Origin of the sequence: Roseovarius aestuarii, assembly GCF_019966515.1 — a bacterium.
In the GTDB taxonomy this organism is placed as follows: domain Bacteria; phylum Pseudomonadota; class Alphaproteobacteria; order Rhodobacterales; family Rhodobacteraceae; genus Roseovarius; species Roseovarius aestuarii.
Genome location: NZ_JAIMIB010000017.1, coordinates 59774 through 81835 on the forward strand (window position 1 = coordinate 59774; position 22062 = coordinate 81835).

25 protein-coding genes and 1 pseudogene are annotated in these 22062 nt (G+C 51.0%); 18 read left to right on the forward strand and 8 right to left on the reverse strand.

Annotated elements, in window-relative coordinates; translation table 11 throughout:
• The first annotated feature begins 374 nt into the window (after positions 1-374).
• From LC334_RS17905 to LC334_RS17940, 8 genes are all read left to right on the forward strand, one after another.
• Positions 375-1577, forward strand: coding sequence for a tyrosine-type recombinase/integrase (locus LC334_RS17905; RefSeq protein WP_085801674.1), 1203 nt, complete (start codon positions 375-377; stop codon positions 1575-1577).
• The gene (locus LC334_RS17910) at positions 1574-2305 is read left to right on the forward strand and encodes a hypothetical protein (protein WP_139836473.1); all 732 of its coding nucleotides are present in this window, start codon (positions 1574-1576) and stop codon (positions 2303-2305) included. The genes LC334_RS17905 and LC334_RS17910 overlap by 4 nt, the downstream gene beginning before the upstream one ends.
• 97 nt (positions 2306-2402) lie before the next feature.
• Positions 2403-2603: a helix-turn-helix transcriptional regulator gene (locus LC334_RS17915; RefSeq protein ID WP_085801672.1), complete on the forward strand. Its 201-nt coding sequence runs from the start codon at positions 2403-2405 to the stop codon at positions 2601-2603.
• 269 nt (positions 2604-2872) lie between these two features.
• Positions 2873-3259: a hypothetical protein gene (locus LC334_RS17920; protein WP_085801671.1), complete on the forward strand. Its 387-nt coding sequence runs from the start codon at positions 2873-2875 to the stop codon at positions 3257-3259.
• Positions 3260-3303: 44 nt separating this feature from the next.
• A complete protein-coding gene (locus LC334_RS17925) occupies positions 3304-4791 on the forward strand; it encodes a YfjI family protein (RefSeq protein WP_176237736.1) in 1488 nt (495 codons plus the stop codon).
• Position 4792: 1 nt separating this feature from the next.
• Positions 4793-5182, forward strand: coding sequence for a hypothetical protein (locus tag LC334_RS17930; protein ID WP_139836472.1), 390 nt, complete (start codon positions 4793-4795; stop codon positions 5180-5182).
• Positions 5179-5427 (forward strand): hypothetical protein, encoded by a 249-nt coding sequence (locus LC334_RS17935; protein WP_139836471.1) that lies wholly within the window; start codon positions 5179-5181, stop codon positions 5425-5427. Before LC334_RS17930 ends, LC334_RS17935 begins: the two co-directional genes overlap by 4 nt.
• Positions 5417-5938, forward strand: coding sequence for an HGGxSTG domain-containing protein (locus tag LC334_RS17940; protein WP_085801668.1), 522 nt, complete (start codon positions 5417-5419; stop codon positions 5936-5938). The genes LC334_RS17935 and LC334_RS17940 overlap by 11 nt, the downstream gene beginning before the upstream one ends.
• Before the next feature lie 405 nt (positions 5939-6343).
• On the opposite strand, the pseudogene LC334_RS17945 reads toward LC334_RS17940, so the two are convergent.
• Positions 6344-6496 (reverse strand): annotated as a pseudogene (locus LC334_RS17945) (integrase core domain-containing protein); the annotation flags it as partial.
• Between the two features lie 30 nt (positions 6497-6526).
• Between LC334_RS17945 and LC334_RS17950 the strand changes: the two are divergent.
• The 6 genes from LC334_RS17950 (at position 6527) to LC334_RS17970 (ending at position 10102) form a co-directional block, all read left to right on the forward strand.
• Positions 6527-6769 carry a hypothetical protein gene (locus LC334_RS17950; RefSeq protein ID WP_085801667.1) on the forward strand — a complete coding sequence of 81 codons (243 nt, stop codon included), beginning with the start codon at positions 6527-6529 and terminating at the stop codon, positions 6767-6769.
• A 738-nt stretch (positions 6770-7507) separates the two neighbouring features.
• Complete coding sequence (locus LC334_RS17955; RefSeq protein ID WP_085801666.1) at positions 7508-7696, forward strand: hypothetical protein; 189 nt, start codon at positions 7508-7510, stop codon at positions 7694-7696.
• A gap of 117 nt (positions 7697-7813) precedes the next feature.
• Positions 7814-8008: a hypothetical protein gene (locus LC334_RS17960; protein WP_139836470.1), complete on the forward strand. Its 195-nt coding sequence runs from the start codon at positions 7814-7816 to the stop codon at positions 8006-8008.
• A 78-nt stretch (positions 8009-8086) separates the two neighbouring features.
• Entirely contained in the window at positions 8087-8545 is a 459-nt protein-coding gene (locus tag LC334_RS23345; RefSeq protein ID WP_176237735.1) for a GFA family protein, read from the forward strand.
• Positions 8546-8918: 373 nt separating this feature from the next.
• The gene (locus LC334_RS17965) at positions 8919-9098 is read left to right on the forward strand and encodes a hypothetical protein (RefSeq protein ID WP_085801664.1); all 180 of its coding nucleotides are present in this window, start codon (positions 8919-8921) and stop codon (positions 9096-9098) included.
• Between the two features lie 650 nt (positions 9099-9748).
• Complete coding sequence (locus LC334_RS17970; protein WP_085801663.1) at positions 9749-10102, forward strand: helix-turn-helix domain-containing protein; 354 nt, start codon at positions 9749-9751, stop codon at positions 10100-10102.
• 8 nt (positions 10103-10110) lie between these two features.
• Here the strand turns inward: LC334_RS17970 and LC334_RS17975 are convergent, their stop codons facing one another.
• From LC334_RS17975 to LC334_RS17985, 3 genes are all read right to left on the reverse strand, one after another.
• Entirely contained in the window at positions 10111-10332 is a 222-nt protein-coding gene (locus LC334_RS17975; RefSeq protein ID WP_085801662.1) for a hypothetical protein, read from the reverse strand.
• 699 nt (positions 10333-11031) lie between these two features.
• Complete coding sequence (locus LC334_RS17980; RefSeq protein WP_223413054.1) at positions 11032-11346, reverse strand: hypothetical protein; 315 nt, start codon at positions 11344-11346, stop codon at positions 11032-11034.
• Positions 11347-11981: 635 nt separating this feature from the next.
• Positions 11982-12437: a hypothetical protein gene (locus LC334_RS17985; RefSeq protein WP_139836468.1), complete on the reverse strand. Its 456-nt coding sequence runs from the start codon at positions 12435-12437 to the stop codon at positions 11982-11984.
• A gap of 660 nt (positions 12438-13097) precedes the next feature.
• On the opposite strand from LC334_RS17985, the gene LC334_RS17990 reads away from it, so the two are divergent.
• Positions 13098-13304: a hypothetical protein gene (locus LC334_RS17990; protein WP_139836467.1), complete on the forward strand. Its 207-nt coding sequence runs from the start codon at positions 13098-13100 to the stop codon at positions 13302-13304.
• 189 nt (positions 13305-13493) lie between these two features.
• A complete protein-coding gene (locus LC334_RS17995; RefSeq protein WP_223413055.1) occupies positions 13494-13658 on the forward strand; it encodes a hypothetical protein in 165 nt (54 codons plus the stop codon).
• 547 nt (positions 13659-14205) lie between these two features.
• Here the strand turns inward: LC334_RS17995 and LC334_RS18000 are convergent.
• From LC334_RS18000 to LC334_RS18010, 3 genes are all read right to left on the reverse strand, one after another.
• Complete coding sequence (locus LC334_RS18000; RefSeq protein WP_139836466.1) at positions 14206-15045, reverse strand: EF-hand domain-containing protein; 840 nt, start codon at positions 15043-15045, stop codon at positions 14206-14208.
• A 415-nt stretch (positions 15046-15460) separates the two neighbouring features.
• Positions 15461-15715, reverse strand: coding sequence for a hypothetical protein (locus tag LC334_RS18005; protein WP_085801655.1), 255 nt, complete (start codon positions 15713-15715; stop codon positions 15461-15463).
• Between the two features lie 150 nt (positions 15716-15865).
• Positions 15866-16132 (reverse strand): hypothetical protein, encoded by a 267-nt coding sequence (locus tag LC334_RS18010; RefSeq protein ID WP_085801654.1) that lies wholly within the window; start codon positions 16130-16132, stop codon positions 15866-15868.
• A gap of 768 nt (positions 16133-16900) precedes the next feature.
• Here LC334_RS18010 and LC334_RS18015 point away from each other — a divergent pair.
• Both LC334_RS18015 and LC334_RS18020 read left to right on the forward strand, forming a co-directional pair.
• Positions 16901-20185: a DEAD/DEAH box helicase family protein gene (locus LC334_RS18015; RefSeq protein WP_223413056.1), complete on the forward strand. Its 3285-nt coding sequence runs from the start codon at positions 16901-16903 to the stop codon at positions 20183-20185.
• Between the two features lie 62 nt (positions 20186-20247).
• Positions 20248-20922 (forward strand): hypothetical protein, encoded by a 675-nt coding sequence (locus tag LC334_RS18020; RefSeq protein ID WP_085801652.1) that lies wholly within the window; start codon positions 20248-20250, stop codon positions 20920-20922.
• Between the two features lie 229 nt (positions 20923-21151).
• Here the strand turns inward: LC334_RS18020 and LC334_RS18025 are convergent, their stop codons facing one another.
• The gene (locus tag LC334_RS18025) at positions 21152-22015 is read right to left on the reverse strand and encodes a hypothetical protein (RefSeq protein ID WP_223413057.1); all 864 of its coding nucleotides are present in this window, start codon (positions 22013-22015) and stop codon (positions 21152-21154) included.
• Between the last annotated feature and the right edge of the window lie 47 nt (positions 22016-22062).

Genomic DNA, 22062 nt, shown 5'->3' on the forward strand with positions numbered 1-22062 from the left:
GGCATGTTTCGGGTTCCGTTCGGGAGTGATGTTATCAATTTCCGAAAATTGTCGCCACCATGCCGACCAGGATGCAGGCACGTGCATTCCTTTAGGTCTGTCTGTGATGTATGACTTTCACGTCAAAGCCCGCATTAAGCCCCCTGAACTTCCGGCTGTGTCGGCAAGGTCAGACCCGGGATCGTGGACAGATTTGCATTTGCGGTGAAGGCTGGTGCTGCTGGGGAGCATTGAAACACTATATCATGTGGTGTCATGCTGTATCACAAATTCAGTGAATTCAACTTTCTAGCAAGAATTACTGTCTCAATCCGTTTCATTCTGTTTCACCCTATGCTATATGTAGAGGGTGGATAGAAGGGTGGGTAAGAAATTTGAGAGCTTTGAACAAACTGACGAACATCCAGATAAAGAACTTTGCCACTGGCAAGTATTCGGATGGGGGTGGCTTGTGGCTTCACAAGCGTCCTGACGGTGGTGGTCAATGGTTTCTTCGTGTTTCGATCCACGGGCGACGCAGGGAAATGGGCCTTGGTCGTTATGACAGTAAGGGTGAGTTCGGTGCTTCATTAAAGGAAGCGCGAGAGTACGCAGAAAAGTGGCGCTCAATCGTCAGGCAGGGTAAAGACCCGATTAAGGAACGAGAACGCCAGCAGCGAGAAGCTGCCAAAGCGGACTACACATTGGAAACAGTCGCGGAAGAAGCTTTTGAAGCACGCAAGGCAGAGCTGCGGGACGACGGCAAGGCGGGACGGTGGTTTACGCCTCTGAAGCTTTATGTGCTGCCAAAGCTTGGCCAGGTGCCCGTTGAGGATATCGACCAACGAGACATTCGAAATACACTAGCACCCATTTGGCATGAAAAGGCCGACACAGCGCAGAAGGCACTCAATCGCCTGCGGATCACGTTGCGTTACGCTGCCGCGATGGGTCTGGACGTAGATATTCAGGCCACGGAAAAGGCGAAGGCACTGCTTGGGAAAACCCGGCATGTGATCCAGAACATTCCCTCTATGCCGTGGCAGGAAGTGCCAACCTTCTATGATAGCCTGGATAAGGGAACGATCACCCATCTCGCACTGAGGCTGCTAATACTGACCAGCCTCAGATCAAAGCCCATTCGCTTTTGCCGTCTCGATGAAATCGAAGGCGATGTTTGGACCGTACCTGCGGATAACATGAAAGCGTTAAAGGGACACGAAACGGATTTTAGAGTACCGTTGTCAAACGAAGCGCTGTCAGTGATTGAACGGGCCAAGCCTTTGGCCCGTGATGACTACCTGTTCCCCAGCCAGCGCCGTGGCGTGATTTCAGATGCCACGATGAGCCGTATGATGAAGCGCCGAGAATTGGAGTTTCGACCCCACGGTTTCAGATCCAGTTTCAGAACGTGGTGTGCCGAAGCAACTGACGTAACCGACCAGGTTGCCGAAGCCGCGATGGCACATGTGACAGGCAGCAAAGTTGAACGTGCCTATCGCAGGACTGATTTTCTGGAGCAGCGCCGGGTGTTGATGGAACGTTGGGCGGATCATGTCACTGGCAAATCCGGCGAATTTGCTAGGATGGTGCGGTGAGTGATTTAAAAGGTCTTCTGAGCGATTTGGGCGGCCTCACTAGTGTGATTCTAAGACACATGCCGTCATCGATTGCCGCTTCCTCATACCCTTCCACTTTTGAAAATCGAGCGCAAGAATACGCAATGCCAACCTATTTCATGGTTGAAAATTTTGAGACTAACAGCGGGTTCTCAGGGAGCACTACAACGCTTCACGATTTGATTTTGACGCTTCGTAAACTTCATTCGTTGACAAAAGGTCTATCTATTTCTGACCGACGGAGTTTGCTCGCGATGAGTTTCGTTAATCAAGTCGAGAATTTCACAGCATTGGATGATTTTCAACGTAACGTTGAGAAATTTTTGTTAGGGGCGGAAAAAATGAAGAAGCATCATGATTTGCCCTGTGCAAGTCGAAATAGGAACTGGAAAGCTTGCGGCGCGGCGAGGATCTGCAGGCAAATTTGGGCAGAAGAGGAAATTGCTAAAAGTGGTGACCAATGGAAGAAATTCACCCAGACTCGACAGAAACAAGTGGCGGATGCCGAAACGCTAATAATAGAATTTAAATTGAGTTTTGCCCCCAAGTCTCAGAAGGCGGATGCCCCAGCGGTATTTGGTAAATTTTTAGAAGATGTAATGAACGCGCTTGGAATTTATTCCGTTGATGGCATTTCACACGTTTCAGCGGCATCAGCTTTGAATTCATTAAAGAGTCTCGATCGAGAGATTAGCGCTCATGGGTGAACAGTAAAGCGAGATTATCTAGTTTGCTGTATACGACTTAAGTTTTTCCTGCGCCTAAAAGCTTCAACACAACGCAACTAACCGCGAGGTGTTGAATATGACCCCAGGAAGCCCCGACCAGCTCGGCGATGTTAAGGAAGTCGCAGATGTCTGCCAATGCAGCCCGTCGACTGTATGGCGTCGTGTCGCTGACGGAACCATTCCGAAACCCATCAAGATTGGCGGCATGACCCGATGGTCGATGTCGGAGATTGCAGCAGCAATAGAAGCCGTCAAAGCTCAACGCGAAGCCGCCTAACGAAAAAGCCCCAGCCCGACAGATCGGACTGAGGCTCTATTTGTTACCCAGCACCTTCGAATATAGCGCGGTTTGGCTGTCCTTACAACAAAGGACGTCGATATGATTGACATCAATACCAACTCACTTACCAACACAGCCCGCACGACGCGGGTAAAAAACGTTATCCCAGCGATAGACCTGCAATCTCGCCGCATTCGCCGGACCACGGGTGTATCGGCAGCGACTGCCCGCAACATCGCGCTCCTTGCATTCGGGGAGCGCGTGTAATGGGTACCAAATACACAAAATTCGCTGACCCGCACAAACGCGCAGCCCGCTCCCTGATCTATGCCCTAACCCTTGGAGGGTTTGACGCGTGGCAGGCAACGTCTGCCGTCTGGGCAGCGCGTCTGACAGACAAGGAAGGGGCCGCGTTGAGTTTCGCTGCCCTGAAATCCCTCGAACCAGATCAGGCCGCCATGGTTGTTGAGACGGTGTTCGCCGGGGGTGATACGCCATTGCCACCCTTGCTGTCTTCTGCGGACGAGGCCGTGCACTGGGCCTCCTGGGCAGGCTATGACGACATCAAAGCCTGCACCCTGGCCGGGTTCAACCGACTGACCGCGCAGGACCAAACTGCCTTCCTGGATCACGTTGAACGGAGGGCTGCGTAATGACTGTTTATGCTCAAGTTGATGCGGCTTTCCGGGAGAATGGAATGACCATTGGTCTGAATGGGCATGGCGCTCAACCCGAAGGGCCACAGCCGCTCATTCGCGAAACACCACCGGGGCAGCCTTATCCCTCTGATGCACTGGGGCCACTCAAGGGCGCTGTCAAAGCCGTGCATGCCAGCACCGGCGCACCCTTGGCAATCCCGGCCCAAAGCGCGTTGTCGGTAGCCTCACTGGCGGTGCAGGGATTTGCCAATGTGGAGACGTTGGCAGGTTTTTCGCCCACGTCACTCTATGCCCTGACCATCGCCAGAAGCGGTGAACGTAAGTCGAGCTGCGACCGTCAGTTTATGCTGGCCCTTCGTGAGCATGAGCGTGAACGCGAGGCCGACCGCCGCGAGGCCATGACCACGTGGCAGAATGACGTTGCTCTGTGGCGGCAATCCCGTGATGCGATAACCGGCGGCATGAAAAAGAAAGGGAGCGACCGGAACGCAGCCAGAGTTGATCTGGCTGATCTGGGTGGTGAACCGCCTGCACCGCCGTCTCAATCCCGCACCGCCACCGAGCCGACCTTCGAGGGGCTGACCAAGCTCTTTATTGAGGGGCAGCCTTCTCAAGGCCTCTTCTCTGACGAGGGCGGGCAGTTCCTCGGTGGCCACGGTATGAACTCCGACAACAAGCAAAAGACCTTAGCCGGGTTGAACAGCCTGTGGGATGGCTCCCCCATTCGGCGTACGCGCGCCGGGGATGGTGCAACGACGCTCTACGGCAAGCGGCTGGCCCTGCATCTGATGGTTCAGCCAGAGGTGGCGCAAGGCGTCATGTCTGACGCTTTGGCGGGTGGTATCGGATTTCTGCCGCGTTGCCTGATCTGCGAACCGACCAGCACAATCGGCACGCGGCTGTCATCCGTGCTGCGTTTCGACACGGCTCCGATAGACGCCTTTGCTGCCCGGCTTTCGGCAATCCTGACGCGCACCATGCCCATGCGCGATCCTGACACCCGCGAGTTGGAACCGCGCGACCTACACCTGTCTTCTGCCGCCCGCAACATGCTTATTGAGTTCTCAGACCATGTTGAGCGGGAGCAGGCACATGGTGGAGAATTCCACAGCATCACAGGCTACGCTTCTAAAGCTCAGGAACAAGCCGCACGCATTGCCGGTGTGCTGACGCTATGGGCTGATCTGGATGCGCCAGAGGTACAGCCAGATACGATGGCTAATGCAATCACTCTTGCCGAATTTTACCTGAGCGAAGCGGCGCGTCTGGTGGATGGTGCGATCATACCGCCGGACATTGCACAGGCCGAGAAACTGCGCCGCTGGTTGGTGGATAGCTGGCATGAACCCGCAGTGTTGCCGGGGGACATACTGCAATTTGGACCGAACAGTCTGCGCAACCGCAAAGCCGCAGGCCAAGCCATTTCAACCTTGGTTCAAGCTGGCTGGCTGGTGCCGTTGAATGCCGGGACGGTGGTGCGGGGCAAATCCCGCCGTGAAGCTTATAGCGTGCAGAAAGGGGGCTAAAATGGGGTTTGATGTAAAGGCCGCCCTGGCGCGTGCGCTGGAGGCTGAAAATCAGAATACCCGGGGTAGCGATACTGCTAATTCCGCTAATTCTGCTAAACGATCTCATCAAGGCGGGCAAAGTTTAGCGAGATTAGCAAGTTTAGCAGGGAACCGGACCCTCCATTCCGAAAAACCCAAAACGCCCGACCCCGAGTTTGACCCTAAGATTTCCGCAAGCGCGGAAGGGTCTGACTACCCCTTTGGCACTTCCCCCGGCGGTCGCCCCGTCACCTACACAGGCAAGGTCGTTTCACTCGATGCGTGGCGCAGCCTGTCTGATCGGGAAAAGCACGGACCTGGCGGCAAGCATTGGGGCGGGCAATCTCAGCAATGGGAGGGGCAGACATGACCCAAGCAGACCAAGTTCGCGATATAGCCGCTCAGGCCGTTTCGGGGGCTGACAGCACCTCAGACGCTCAAACTCGCCTGAACCGTGCCATAGCGCCCCTGACGCCCGTTATGCGCCTGTTGGCAGCACAAGACCACTCCGCTGCAATCAGACCATTCGTCAATCCTGCACGGATCGACATTGAGGTATCGCTTGTCACCCGTGGCGGCGATGTAATCAACACGGGTGAAGGTCATGAAACTTGAATCCATCACCGGACCAGAGCTAAAGGCGATACGCCGAAAGGCCGGTATCAATCAAACTGAAATGGGCAAACTGATAGGCGCATCGCGTAGTGGCGTCAGTTATTGGGAGACCAAGCAACACCCACTCACCTCAAAGCAATATCGCTTTGGCGTTCCGGCAATGATGTTCAAGGTCCTGGGTATCGAGATTTTGCCGATTTATCTGAGGTCAACGCGCGCGCGCGGGTATGGGGTTTTACCGCTATATGACGCAGCGCAGGCCATGCTGGATCGAGAGATGGAAAGACGGCGTGCAAAGCTACAAGCGCAAATGGACCGTCGCCGTCAGCCATGCGGTGCGAAAACCCGCAAGGGTCATCCGTGTCGCATGAAATCAGAACCCGGCAAGCGGCGCTGCAAGTATCACGGTGGAAAGTCCACAGGCCCGAAAACTGCAGAGGGCAAGGCCAGGATTGCAGAGGCCCAGAGAAAGCGTTGGGAGGCCTATCGACGGAAAAAATACTTAACCTAAACAGTTAACCTGGCGTTCTGAGATGCTGGGATCTAGGTATGGACTGGTAGGAACGGTAACCATCACCAATGAATTCTCATCCGATAGAAGTCGGATCAAATGTAACTGTACCGATCTGTCCGAAACCCACTCTTCATTGATGCAAGAACCTTTGTTGCATCTGTAAACAAACTCTCTTTTTGAGGCACTTTCGAGTATTGCAAATTCGTCAAAAAAAGTGACCTTCCCGCCATCAAGATACTCATCTTGACTTACAAAACTACAGACCAATGCTGCTGACGTTGGCGATGCGTGCAAAACAAAAATAAGGAATGCGAAGATTTTCATCGTGCTTGTTCTTTCTCGGGCCTTCTTTGGATCCATCGAAACAATGATCAGCCTCACCTGAGTGGTCCAGTTTGAATGTTAGTGCATGATTGGCCTGGGTTCCATCGGTACGATGGATTCTGGAGCCGGTGGGCGGTAGCCCAGAGCACTGTGGGGTCGTTTAGTGTTGTAGTATTTCCTCCATTGTTCGATCAGGATTTGTGCCTCCCGTAAGCTGTAGAAGATTTCGCCCGCATTGCCGCTGTCAAAGCCGCTGGCAACATGCATTCCGGTGGTGCGGGTGAAAGCCTTCAGATTGCCAACATGGCCTCGGGTCGGGCGAAGCAGTTCCTGCAAAGCCTGACCAATGACAGGGCGCGGCAAATCCTCGTGGATGCCGTGGAAGACCCGGAACTGATGAAGGTTCTTTTGGGCAGGCCGTCCAACCTCAACTCGCCACGGGTGGAGCGGATTATGTCGCGGTATCTGACAGGGACGGTGGGGGCATCGTTGCCAGATGAATAGGCGAGCAGCATCGAGTTCAACCCGGCCCGATTTGCACTGGAAATGGCGGTCTACAGCATTCTGATGGAATACGAGGAAAGCTTGGGATTACCCGTGCGTGTCATACCAAAGCCGGATGGCAACGGTGGGATTGAGCCGGAAGCGGTGGTCCCGGGGGAGTGGTTGGGGTGAATACGACGATGCTTGCCGAGCTTAAGAAATCATTAGGATTCGGTTAATAAGCTCCTACCATCAAGTCTTTCAATTAGAGCATTTCTGGGGGCAGCTATGCGTACATTTGAACTCTTAATGAAGTCTATTCATGCGGCAAGGCATGCGCGTGAAGAGGGCCTCCACAATACAGCCAATTCTTTCGACAAAATAGTGAATCACTTGTTGGCATTGTTGGACACTGAATCCCGGTCAGCGAACCAAGTTTCTATGCAACCTGCCTCAAAACAATTACCGCGTCGATTGAGCACAAGAATTCACACGCATTCGCCCAATTAATTGTTCACCACCCTGCAAGCTGAACTCCCAAGCAACCTTAACTCGCCAAACCTGGAGCGCATTCTCTCAAAGTATCTGACCGGGGCGGCTATGGCTGTGGTGCAGGTGGACTAAATAAGCGAAAAACATAATACCGGCGGGATAACGCCGACTTTACCAACCGTGTTCCAAGCTTAAGAAATCATTAGGATATTGTTAAGAAAATACCTCCATTGATCAACAAATTGTCGCGAACACCTGGAGAAAACTATGGATACTGAGGAAATTCTGGTCCGAACCATGAATGCTTCGAAAGAGGCTAGAGAGCACGGGTTCTTAAACACAGCAGAGGCCTTTGATGGAATCGTTGATAGTCTGCTGCAGCTCATGAATTCGCAAACACTATCTATCGGCGAAAAACGAGTGAACTCACTACCCGATACGCTCCAACGTCACTGACGCACTCGGACCTATACGTCTGAAATAGGGATATTCACATATTGTTAACCAATCTCCCTGAGGTTGTGATGGTTGGCGATAGCTCATTCGCCATAACGTCTAAAGGGGATGCAAACCATGACGAGTTACAAGAGCTTCGCGACGCTAATATGTGACATCGAGAAGTATTCAGAAGATAATCTATTTTCACAGGCTGAAAACTTAATCGGGAAAGCGCGTGAAGCACTTCGAAAAGACCTGCGCGACCACGTTGAAAAAAAGCATAATTCTCGAAAATCTGACATTGCAACCGGCGCTCCATTGCATAGCTGACAACTGGTGACAGGTAGCATTTATGCGCTATCTGAGCTTATACTAAGCTTGCAGGAGGCTCTCTCGATAGAGAATGACGTGACAGAGATTATTGCGAGCTGCGGATGCAGACAGGCAGGCACAATCCTTTCTGCCACTCCTCGGGTTCGCTTTCGCTGTCACTGCACCAAGTGTCAGGCGGTCTATCGGGCGCCATACGCCGATGCATTAGTCCTACGTCGTGGCCAAGCTCGCCCTGCCAATCAAGGAATGATTAAGTGGGTTCGCACAAAGCGACCATCGCCACTGGTGCGAGGCCTTTGCAGCAAATGCAATGAGCCAGTGTTGGCGTATCTTTATGGAGTTTTGACGATCATACCAACCAGGACGGTATCGGGGCTAAAGAAACCGCCAATCGATTGCGACATCTACTATCGAACCCGAGCTTCGAACTTGGATGATGAAATTCCAAAACATGATGGGATGTTGTCGTCCCACATCGCCCTCGCACTTCCCTTGACGCGAGTGCTTGCCATGCCTGGGCGAAAAGTTAGCTAAGATATCCGACCCAACAAGCCAAGCATCTGGCAAAGCGGAAAGAGCTTTGGGGGTGCCGGAATACTGAAGCGACTTGCACCAGTAATCGCGGCAGAGGGCAGCCAAAACAATTTACCGTCGAAACAGCGGATGCTACTGGCGTCAACAAGTCCACGGTGACTCGTGCCGTATCCCGCGCAGAAGGTGTCACACAGGCCGCCAGAGACGCCATAAGGGGCACTGATCTGGACAAGGGCGTGGTGCTAGATGAACTGAAGAGGGTTGATCCAGATGAACAATTACATGCGGTAGAGCAATTAATTTGATTTTAGACCTTTTGCCCACCAATGGCAGCCTCAACGCGGTGTGGAGTGGAGTATTTTCGGAGACCAGAATGCCTAAAGACAATGTAATGCCCGCTGCCACCATGACTGCAACGATAGGGGCGCTGAAGGTCATCAGCAGTAAACGCAACAGGTTTCCGCCGCTAGCGGATCAGGAAGAGATCATCGAGCACAAAGGAATGTGGCTCTCAAAAATGGCTCTGGTTTTGCGTGACTGGAGGAAGGATTAGTTTCCTTAGTTAAACCCTGCAACCCCTTCTATCTCAAAGACTGTCAGTGCTGCATCCAATGCCACCAGCTCGGTCGCAAAGGTGTGTCGTCGCTGAGCGGCTTTTTGCTGAGCACGCATCTCCCATAAAGCCATTAGCACTTTGTTAGTGAATTGAACCAATAAGCGATTCACCGAACGCAAGCTCAGGAGGCTACTTTGATCCCGAACGAAGGTTGGGATGTTACAAGCGCAACGGCTGTGTGCGTAATGGCTTATTCCCGCTCGTGATACGCTTGTAAGAGTTGGCGGAAGGTATTGGTCGGGCTGGTTTGCATCTCAATGGGGCACAAAGGTACAAAAAATGTTTCCCAATTCAAATGACGCAAACCAGCTGGGCCTTCGTTAGCATCGGCGCTCTTAACGAACGGTTAACCAAGGGAAAATGTTAGCCAATTTAATACGTTCTACTGATCAATAACGCTGCATCAGCTACTCTTCGCTGACCGTGGAAATCGCGCACAGGTTGCGCCTCACACGGTGACATCGTCCGCTTCCAACGGCGGGCTAATAGGTAATCACACTGATATGTTTCGCCAAACTTTCCCCTTATGAGCCCAATTTACCGTGTCAGGTTAACAGGGAACGGTAACGTAAATTGGGGAGGGTTGAATGGCGCGAAAGGTGGATGTTTATGTTGGAAGGCGCATTAGGCATCGCCGTTGGTTGATTGATATTTCGCAGCAAGAGTTAGCTGAACGAGTTGGATTGAGGTTTCAGCAAATTCAAAAGTACGAAACTGGTAGCAATAGGGTTAGCGCTTCCAAGCTTTGGGAAATCTCTCGCGTGCTTAACGTTCCGGTCGAATTCTTCTTCAAGGGTCTAGAACAGGACGACACGGAACGGGAATACTTTTTGGACGACCGAAATGCCGTGCTTTTGGTCGCCTCCTACTACAAAATACCCGAAGAAAAGCGAAAGTCGTTTTTTGAAATGGCCGCTGCTTTGGCTTGTCCGGATCCCTAGCATTTGAACTAATCTACTTTATCGAGTCTTAGAGACAGAGAAATTTCGATATCTTTGGCTATCCGGTGAAGGGCAGACGCTGCTTCAAGCCTATCATGCCTACCGAGTTCCACACTCGAATACTCGATGAGCATGAGAATAACGCTCTTGATATGTTCCAATTTTCCGCATGATGCAGCGATCATTAACTCGTCGCAAAGCTCGGCGGTCAAATTGTCGATTTTCGACATGATAGAATTCTCAACTGAGTGTAGGGGAAGGTAGTGGCAAAGTATAACTCAGAAAAGACTTCGAGGACGGCGCGTAACTCACTGATTTCGGAGTTGCAACATGTCCTTAAGAATAGACTAAGATTGATACCCGATAGTTGAAACTCGACGAACATGCCGTGATGTTGGTTGCTGCCTATACCAAAATCTCCGAAGAGCAACGGAAGGCGCTACTGAGGTTCGCGAAGACTTTATCGAAATCCAAGTCAGAGGATTGATTGATGCCTTTGCTTCTCTCTCGGAAAAGTTCTCTCAAACTCTTTTGCGACGTCGAGCAATAGAATTGACGCCTCTGAATTCTTGTGCCGAGCTAATTCACAAGCGGAGTATTCGATCAGCATCGCCACAGTGTTTTTGATGCAATTCAAGTCACCGGAGGAAGCTTCAATCATTAGTTGATCGCAGAGTTCAGCGGTCACGTTCTCAAGCTTTGACATTCGCAAGCCAATCTCTGTGTGCTTTGGAAAAGAGGATTGGCGAACATATACCACTACACAAAATTTGCGACTATGAGGTAGGTCAACTTGACCAAATGGTCATGCAGACGATATCGACCGCCAACTAAGAGAGATAGATGAAAATCTTATCCGGTCGGAGCTAATCACAACCCAGCAAGCAGAGCATCTGGCGAGGCGGAAGGAGCTATGGGGTGCAAGAAAGCTAGCTGATGCAAGTTGCGCCACCAAGAAGCCACAACATGAGAAGCAATTCACCGCCGAAACAGCGGATGCAACTGGCGTCAACAAGTCCACGGTAACCCGCGCTGTATCTCGTGCAGAAGGCGTCACACAGGCCGCCAGAGGCGCCATACGGGGCACTGACTTGGATAAGATCAGCAAATCCCCGCACCCCTTCTTTCTCAAAGACTGTCAGCGCTGCATCCAATGCCGCCTGCTCGGTCGCAAAGGGGTCGCCCCAGACGAACGAGGTTCCTTCATCATTGATGACTTTAAGGGTCCAAAAAATCTTCATCATCAGAGCGATAGATGTTGATATGAAACCGGCGACCTTCGACCAGCACGTTTTGGGAGAAATCAGAAGAAACAATTGAAGGCATGTCCATGGCATCTCTCCAGTTCGAATCTTTGGCTGCGCAAAAACATAGCTGCGTGTGGTTTGGTAGGCAAATTCACTATGAAAGCGTGTGGGAGCTCTTAACTCTTGGTGGGAGCATATCGAGGTGGGCTAACACATAGCTCCCACACAAGTCAGATGAATAGGTGATTATGGTAAAGAAAGTGTTCGTCGTTAAGGGCGCGGTTAGATCACTCAACGGACAAAGCGGGCACCCGATACTTTCAATAGAATTCGCCCTACGCAGTGATAGGGTGCTGTCCATGGGCAGCTTTTCGCTGAGTTCTCAGACGCAAAAACGCCATTAGTGCTTTGTTAGTAAATTGAACCAATAAGCGATTCACCGAACCCGAGCTCAGGAGGCCATGTGGGTCACGAACGAAGCTTAGGATGTTACATGCGCAGGGGCTGTGGGCGCGCGCGCGCAGTTTCCCGACAGGTTGTCGCGAAACCTCAAGGCGTTAGGCCTATCGAGTTTTCATCTGAGGCGCCGGAATTTACTGGCGTGTCGAAGCGAGACGATAAAGGCGTTAGTTTCAGACATCTCGCACCACAAATTCTCCGTATATAACAGACCCGCCATTCTGATCGGTGATCGTCCATCTGGCCGCGTAAAGCTGATGATTACGTGTCTCCCATCCATGGTCGTCCCGGTTGAACCGCGTACGCCATGACCCTTCCACGTAAACTGGGTACCTTACATCTTCAACCACTGGTGATTCCCCGAGATTTCGAGCTGCTGTACACGCCCTGGACCACAACGACTGGATCTGGCTCAGTAGGGTCTGAGCTTGTTTCTTTCGACGCCCTGCAATAACCACATCAATTGCGTTGTCACCAAGCACAAAACCCTTGATAATGATATCATCGTGCGAGTTGCGACCGATCAGGGGTACCAATTCGACAGCAATCTGAACAATCTGACCTTTGAAAATATCTTGGTCTTCATAGCCGGGCAACACTTCGCGTGTCGGTTTTCGGCGATCAAACATCTTCCGCATCTCTTTCAACGGGGAGTTAGGCTCGTCAAGTAGCGTTTGAAGTGGTTGTTAAGTGAATTATCTTAAACAACCGTGAAGCGTTGAGCCTTTCTACCGTTTCATTGAACTGCTCACTAAGGAGTGGGGCAATCAGAATGCGTCAGCCATATTCCAGCAGAAATCGCTCAATTGACGGAAAGGGGGTGAAATGACCTGTGGCTGCTGTCATGCCGCTGCCTTCCGCGATAACGACAACTGCGTATTTGGCTAAATGGTTACAGGCCATCCGAGCTGTGCTGGAACAAATATCCGACAGCTTCACTATCTGGGCGCAGAGCATGTGCTTTCCGATAAGCCCACGGTCCGCGTTAGGGACCGCCCCAGCCTGAAGATATTGCGCAAGATCATGCGACCCCGCGACAAGCTCATCCCGGCTGATGAAAGGGCACTGGGCACCAAGCCTGCGTATGTGTCTTCGAACATGGCAGCCATTGAGGCGACCGGCATAGAAGTAGCTGTCATGCGGAGGGAGTATTTCGAGGGGGGTGAAAGAAGCCCCGTCCACACGACACGACAAGATGGGGCTTCTTTCTTCCAACCATGTGCAGTTGGAGTGCCGTCAACTAACCGCAAATATATGAACTTATCGTTACACAGTTTGGAGATTTTTACATGCCCCTTAACATGGAAGAATACGAATATCTGAGAGAAGGGATTGAGCAGGTGCAGGGACTGACTGGTCTGGCAAAGGCTCAGCTTGAAACGGAGGAAACATCTCCTCAATCGGGCAACGCCATGTCGGTCTTTCTCACCGCGTTGGATCGCGCGTGTGATGACGCAATCGCCGATGCTGACGGCGCGGTAGAGGTGCCTTTGTAGGTAGGGATTTCATTGCAGACGAATAAAAGAGGCCCCGCCATCGGACAGCTGACGAGACCTCCTGACTGAAAGTTCTTTCAAGTCTAGTGCCGGGGAATATGAGTGCTGAATTGACTTATTTGTGGCGGTTTGAGGACGGCTTTTAGTTGTTTCGGTAAGATTGAAAATTTGTACGGTAAGGCCATTTCGATGAACCATTATGCCACCAACAGACGCTGGTCAGACCAGTTCCTACCGCAGATAAAGCGCATCGTCCGGTGCCATCTTCTCGAAACCGCGCCAGATCCATTGGACTGGCATCAGACCACCGACCTGCTCATGCTGGATGCCCGCGACATGCGGATCGCCGCATGAGTGCGTCGACCGGGTTTCGCTAACAAATACCCGTGTCAATTCACCATCCACTCACTCGTTGGCTCAGGAGTAGAGACAGAGATGATCAAGATAGTGAACGGCAAGAGCGACTGGCTATCTACGGCCACGCCAAGGCTGCTCAGACAGCAATAGAGAGCTATTATCTGATTGACCTGCGCGCATTCAGGGCTGCTCTGATCCGACAGGGGGCGGACGGATTGGTGTGGGGTAACAAGTGCAACGCGGATGGCACGCGGTTTACCTGGTTTGACATACGCAGCTTTCCGGACGAGCCGATGTTGGTCGTGGCGAGGTCGGATATCGAATGAATTGATGGGAAAAGACAATCAACACGAAGCCTAAGCTGTCATAGTACTACGAGTTGGATCAGGGGCAATTCCCTACTTCACAAGAATCAGAAACGTCAACATTTCGAATGTTGTAAGCTAAGTCAGCGAACGGCAGTTCCCAACTTGTTATGTCGGTATTCTGCCAGGCACCGGCTATATCCATTCTTTCCATAGCCGGTTCCTACAGTATTCTCTCCTTAGGCGACTTCATAAATTGACTGAACATCTTCAAACAATGCATTTACTACATCATATGAGCCTCCAGAGTTATTGTTCTTGAGTATTTCAAGAGCTGTTTCAAAAGCTGATTTCACACGGTTTGCATATTCTGAAACAGAAGATTCTGTATTCCGTTCAGTTGAGGGAGTGGCGTTTTCTTCAACCTCAGGCAGTGCGGCTTGTTCCTCAATAACGTCATTGACGGCAGCGTCTTCCAATTTTGAAACTGGTTCTGAAACGATTGCCGAATGGGCCAAGTCTGACAGCCTATCAGCAATATACCCGGCAAGTTCAGCTTGGTCTAACGCTCCGCTTTTATCTGCGTCGAGTGAAAAGAATGTGTCCCCGATCAACCCAGCCAGCTTTGTACCGGCGATTTCTTCAGAATTCAAACCACCGCTGCCATCTCCATCCAAACCATTTATAACGCGCTGAGCAACATCTGATGCTGGGTCACTCTCAACTTTTGCTATCAGGTAATTGGCGATTTTTGCGCGAACTGCGCTTTCCATCGAAATGTTGCTGTGGTTCCTATGGTCTTTTGATTTTCCTGCTTGATCGAATTCCTTTGCTTCCAACATTCCGTCAGAATTCGCATCTAGCTTAGCAAAACGTTCAACACTCATTCTCTTGCCAAGCTTTGTCTCGCGCAGTTCGTTTATGTTTAGTTTGCCATCGTTATCTGAATCATTGAGCGCCACGAAACGTTCACTTTCAGATTTCTTCGTTGCTGTTTCTACTCTGTGAGTCGTTGATTCACGCATTCTCGTTTGCGCATGACCCAATGCGGAATTTGTTCCGATTGCTTCAATATTCATAATATCACCCTTTCCCAGAAAGATTTCTGGCAAACTAGGTAGCTTTGTACCGTTTCAACTATGATAATTTTCAAACGTAATTTCAGCAGAGGCTCTCACAAAGTGCTGAGATTTTTCTATAACTTGTCAAATTTATCCGTCTCACAGACAGGCAATATCGTGATTTTAGCTTAGGTCCGCAATGCTAAATCCCTATCTGAACGCAGTCAATCAGACCATACTGCTCTGCGGCGGAAGCTTTCACAATTCCTGGCTAAATCCATACCCAATGTTCCATATGTCGTGGTCAGCGAGAATCTGCAAAAGGCCGGGCGAAATGTGGAATCAGTCAATAATGACAAAATAGGCAGATATTGCTGCTACACCCCTATCCATACGCGTTACACGCGCGCGGGCCAGCAACGACATTCACACCTCAGCCGAACTTCAGCACGTACGCCGCCCATTTTTTCGCAGTTCTACGTTTTAACGAAGCCCATAACCAAGCTTGGACTTCACAGTCTGGCGCTTTTTTTGCCTGCAAACGCGCGGCCTGTTCCAAGCAACAATGTTGGGCCGCGCTCAATTCAACAGGGCGCATCCTCAACTCGCGAATAATAGATGATATTATGAACAACAACATCACCGCAGCAATGCTAGCAATTACACCGAAGAACACAGAGAAGCCCATCTTCAATCCTCGTTAGCGAAGATTAATAGGTTACAAACCACAGGTTAAGAAATTGCTACCGGAGCACCCGGCAATATAGGGCTAAACCACACCAATTGTCCCCATAATGTCTTTAGGCAAGTGCACCATGATTTAGGCGGCTTCCTCGGATCAGAACGCCAATCCGTAGCCAGGTAAGCAATCGTTTCGCTTCTTCTTTGCAGCAAGTGGGCATTCGGCGGCAGCAATCCATTCTTCAATTTTGTCGTCAGGGGCTCCATCGTGCATTAGCCGTGCAGCCTCTTCTCGACAGTGGCGCTGAGCCTCGCCAAATCCTCCGGGTTTCTTCAAAATTTCGCGAAGCAAAACCGTGAAAATGAACAACAGCGTCAATCCTGCGATACCAGCGATTGCTGCAAAAAATATCAACCCATCCATTGTAGCACTCCGTTAGCAGAGATTAATGGACTACATAGGACATATTAAGAAATTGCTACTGGTGTGCCCGATCAAATAGTGTGTCGAAATCACATTAATTACCCCCATAAGTTACCCTGATGCAAAAGGCGCCGCGATTTAGAAAAATGGACTACTTTAGAGATATAGGGGTGGGTAATTAGGTGGATACAAATTTGCTCAAATATAGCAAGTATTTGAATTTACGCGATATTGTTTAACTAAATGGTGCTGCTGGGGAGGATTGAACTCCCGACCTCACCCTTACCAATGTGTTTTTCAAACTCTTGGACTGGGTTGGACGCGAACTGATAAAGTTGTCTCAGGTAGCATAACCGATTGCTGTAATTAGACTTTTCTCCGAGTTGGTTTGGCATGGTGTCGCATGTGACCAGTCCCGGTTGTACTCCGCTCCCCTACTAATCCCCTACTAGTGACCCCACCCCATCGACGGGTGTCGAGACAGGACGCCTAACTGCGTGTCCCGCTCCGAAGGAGTTGGCGACCTACCACGCACATCAGATTCCAACTGCTTGTCGCGCAAAGAGTGGGGTAGCTGTTGTCCACAAAATGAGACGGCTGCGAAAGTGACGCGCATCGAAGCCTTGCCGAAAAGAGACGTAAGTACCAAGTTACTAAGTAGTCTCAATAACTTGGTTTTATCTTTTGTTCTCCCTCCCTAATTGGCTCCGTTCTAAGCCAAAACGAATTAACCAACCTGAACACGCTTCCCAGCGCGATGACGTTGACGTGGTTGCGCCCAAGGTCGGCACCAATATCGATCGACCCGTCATTAAACTCTACCGGCCACACATCGTCTCCGGCGACTGTCTGATTGTAACCGGATACCAAGACTTTCTCTCCTCTCTGGCCATCCTCATGAAAGAAGTACCTGAGCTGAAGGAACCTGATGGCGACAGCGCGGTACGCATTCGGATCTCTTTCGGTATCGATACAGCGAATGCCCGTCGTCTTGCCAAACCGAAACCTGTGACAGAAGAAATGAAGCTATATTGGCTAGAGCGCTCAGGTATCCAAGTCGAAGATGACGACGATCTGCTGGCAGTGCTGGCGAAGCATGCCATCCTATCTGGTAAGATTGAGCTACGCGTCTTTGACCCCATATTGGCCAAGGAAAAGCTTGGGATCACCGGAGATCGTCGGATGCATTCAAAGATCGTCAGCTCACCGAATGGTGCTGTCGCCGGCTCGGCCAACTTTTCCAAATCAGGTTTGTACAGTAACATCGAGTATGCGGATGGGCTTGATACTGGTTCCCATGAACTGCAGCCGGAACGAACGCAGGCGGCCGAGCAGATTTGGGACGTTTCAGCTGACTGGAAAAGCGAAGCGCTAGAAATCCTCGATAAGCTCATAAAACCCGTCACCGCCGAAGATGCGATGGCGCGAATGATCTCGGAGCAGAAGGGCTTTGAGCCTTGGATAACTGGCGACCGCAAAGACATTACTGGCCATACGCTTTACGATTACCAGCAGGAACTTACCTACGAGGCGTGCTCTATCACATACGATCACGGTATTACTTTTGTCGAGGCACCTACTGGCTCTGGCAAAACTGAAATCGGATGCCACCTTGCAGAGGCTTTGTCTGAGACCTTCACGCGGGTCATACCGCGATCTCCCATCCATGGCGTTGCACGAAAGAACGCGGTCGTTATTGCTCCGCCAAAGGTGATACCTAGCTGGAAGAAGTATTCTACAAACTCACTGGATGCTGTAGCCAACAGCAAGCTTGCAAAGCAACATCTGCGAGGAGCAGGAGATGATAAACGAGCTGGCCTTCGTCTTGATCAGTTTGGCGTTCTAATCATCGACGAAAGTCACACGGTCACACCTGGGTTCGAACAAGCCTCTCAAATGGCTGCGGCCATCGAACTAGCCCCACCGAGTTGGAATGTCTGCCTATCTGCGACTCTTCTGGGCAATCGAGACGTCGATTGGTTGGCGCACATGCAAGAAAAACGCGCCTCCATCTTTATGACCCCTGATTACATCCAATCAATGGGGGAGCTCTTTGATCGGGAGATGCAAAAATCACCTGACATCTTCGATCTGAACGTGCCGGTTGCCGTTCTTTCTGAACCGGAGACTACGCTTTCCAGGCAAGCGCGTAACGAACTCTCGCAACTGATTTCGCCCTTTTTGACCCGCAGGCAGCGTCGCTGTATCGGCGAAGATAAGGATCGGTCTAAACACAGTTATCCCAAGCTTACTAATCATGGACGTCCGAAGGTATTGAAGGTTACCAAGCCACAGAAAGAGCGGCTCGACGAGATCGTAGCGCTCTGTAAGGAACTTGCACCCGGCGGAAGAGTGACTGCTGTTGAGAAAAGCCGTTTCGGCAATGTGAATACTCGACACAGCTCTCAGGATCAGCTTCACATAAGGAATCTGTTGAACATTCTTCGAGTGAGCGCCGCACAAGCGGGCTGGGAAATGTCTCATGGTGCAATTGGCAAATGGCTGCGAGAGTTCGAACAGGGCTCAAAGGCCCGGAAAAGACTGACCCACCCCAATCAGACTGACATGTTTTCTGTGCTTGGCATCGATGTACCAGCAGCTGCGGAGAAGTGCGACGCCTTGGCCCAAAAACTTAGTACGCGCGCACTTCGAGAACTAGATGAAAAGCGTTACCAAGCCTGCCTGAAGGTCCAGGAAGGGAAAGACCGCGTGGTCTTCTTGGCAGAGCGGACCGATACGCTTGAGATTTTCGCGGAGGCCCTTTCGCGCAGAGGTCAGCATAATAATTTCGTTGTTGGCAACCAGACGAAGGGCGAAGAACGCGCAGTAAAGGCCATTTTTGGCAGTGGCCCAGATAGCTTCAAACGGATCAAGCAGGGGAAGTCCGTGGAATCATACTTCCGCCCCGGCGGAAGGAATGCCCCAGATGGCCCAGCCTCCGTCTTCATGACTTATAAGATGGCCGAAGGTATCAACCTTCAATCGGCTGACACTTTGGTACTTCTCGGCGTCACATCCAATTTGAAGGAACTCATCCAAGGACTTGGACGGATTGACAGGATCGATAGCCAATTTGGCATTGTAAATTACCATCTTGTCGACATCCCTGTTGGTCAATTTGCTTCCGACGAAAAGGTCGCAAAGCGCATCGAAAACTACAGAACTCTTTCCGGTGAAGAACTTGTTGATGCCGTACAGGAAGAAGGGTCTGAGGATGCGGAGGTGATTCTTGAGAGTGTTGTCAGCTATCTTCGATCCCCGAGACGCCTGCGCGACAATAACTTCCACGATGTTTTGTCTCGCACGCGAAAGACGATCGCCCCGGGCCGCTATGATCTTATCAACAAGGCAAAAATCCAGGGCACCTGGGGCGCGGAGCTAGCACTCCTTGCTGCAAGAGAGAGTTTCACAGCTCTGCACCTGAAAGGAATAAACAAGCCCGCCAGTTTCTTGCCTCCTCGGCTCCTGATGTTGCAGCAATCCGAGAACGGCCTTGATCCAGTAAGGGATCAGCTGACCAGCGCAAAGACCCTTGAGGCGGCATACGAGAGGACGAAATCCCTAGGCATGGAACAGACTCGGATGAGCCTGGAAAATCTTTCTGGGGCTCTCGAGACAATCTCAGGCCAGCTTGGAATACTTACTGAGTGGGACCTGCGCCCGGCACGTGTCGAAAGCCTGATGAAGGCATGCGCCGAGTTTATGAGTCGGAGAAATGGCAACGATCTTGATGACCAAGAGCTGTTTGGGCATCTGTCTCTGGCCGCTGTAGAAATGATCTGCGAAAGTTGGAGCCGTCTTCTCGACCCGTTTTGGGAGCAGGCAAAGCAAGAAGTGCGGGACAGCTTTGCGTACGAAGACCTACCAAAGGGTTATATCGCAATCCAAGCTATTCTCGAAAAGCTCGAATATGATGCTAGCCGCGCTGCCGAAATTCATGAAATGATGTCTGCGGTAATCGAGGAAGCCGAGCTTCTATCGCGGGATCATGAGCCGGAGATCGGCCGTCGCATCTCGGTGGTGTTTTTCTCAGACGGTGCAGGCGAGCACTGAACCGGCAACCGCGTTTCGGTGATCCGCACCAGCAGCGGCTAATCTGTGCATGGGAGACCAGTATGGACGTACTATATTTCTACAAAGAGCGTACCCGGTTCATCAGACTGTTCTACGATACTGCCGCAATTCCATTTGAAACAACCATGAAAGCCATCGAGGACGAGCTACCACCGTTTGATGACCCGCCGTACAGTGAAGATGGTGAACCAGCCTATCTGGTTGAGTGGATTGAGGCATCTGAAGCGCTTGAGGTGCTAGGCCGGACATGTTTGTCGATGCTTTCGCCTTCACTTCAGCTCTATTTTAGAACTTGGGAGCGAGAACTAGGGGTGCAGTGGGAAGACGGTGACCGAAAGAAAGTTTTCAAGAAAGGCTTTATCGAAGGCTACATGACCTGCTTTGAGCAAGTTCTCGGCATTTCGCGTCGTGATTGTCCCGCCGACCTGGGGTTAATCGAGCAGATTACACTGGCCCGAAACCGTGACCAGCATCCAGAGAAAATAACAACAATGCGAGTTAGTCACTCGAAGACTGACAGAGAAAAACACGGCCATCTATTTTTCATGAGCGAACAGGATAGCGCCATGTTTAGTAATTCCGATATTGCAGATGTCTCATTTTTGGACCCTGCCGTTCATGTTTCGCGAGATCAACTGCGAGTTGCCATCGGGGAAACTGAAAAGCTGTCGAATTGGCTTGAAAAGCATATGATTGCGAAGCGCTGGGGGCGCTGATGAAAGGGAAGCATCCGATCAAGTAGACGACGGCAAGCCGAACCTCTCTTGCCCAAATCTCGCATTTAAATACTACAATGCGTTATTCCTTCATGTGATAAATCCACATTACCATTCTTTTCTGATTTGGTGATCAATTGCCCGGTGCTGAGTATTTCAGCGTCGGGCAAATGTATTTGTGTCCGGTGAATGACCTGTAAGGTCCATTATGTTAAGCAGACCGCCGGTCTTAGCGTTCAACTGATCCATCGTCCTGAATCGTGTCTAGGGCTTCTCGGATCATTTGACTTGGATAGACGGCGAACCTGTCTCCCTTGGCATGTGTCACGATTCCATCGAACCGTAAGTGACAATCATTTCCACTATCTTGAACGACCGAGAACACCGGACTCCCACTCAGACCATCAGGTTTGACACTCCTTCGACTCGATTGATGGTGTTTTATGAAGATGTTGCGGTTTCCCGGGTCCAACGGCTGGCGCTCAGCTGGTTCCAAATCTTGCCTGATCCATCGCAGTTTGTACTCGCCAATTGCCGTCTCATCAGACGGATCGAGTTCAATGATTACGCTTTCCGACGGGAACCCTATCAAGAACGAGTAAACAACCTTGAGCCCAATCGCATCTGACCAAAGCACTTTGGTAAGTTCGAGGTGGTCAGCTACTTTGCGGCCGCCTTGCTTATCATACTCGTAAAAGAGGATGTCCTCGGCGATTGTGTTCTCACCTGCATCAACCATCACATTGCGGACTGACCGAGGAGGAACGGTAAGTCTGCGCTCTTCGTCTTTAACGACGATCACGAATTTTTCTGCTCTTGGCGCTGCGTGACCATCGCCGGTTTGATGCGCAGTTGTTATTGCCATGTCGCGGCCGCCGTACCTCACCATGGTGGCACTGCCGTGATACTGAAGCTCCCAGATCTCGTTGTCGGTTGAGAAGACGGCAGGTCTGACAAATCTTTGAAACTGGTCAGGAGCGTTCTTCAATTGCACGTAGACTCCATTGATCTCAACACTGATCTTAGACTCAGCTTCTTTCCAACTGGGCACCGGTATAGAGTTCATCGCCAGAATCCTGTTCGCTGCCAGCAACTTGCTGGCTTTGATTTGATTAGCCGTGCGACGAGTAGTTGCACAAG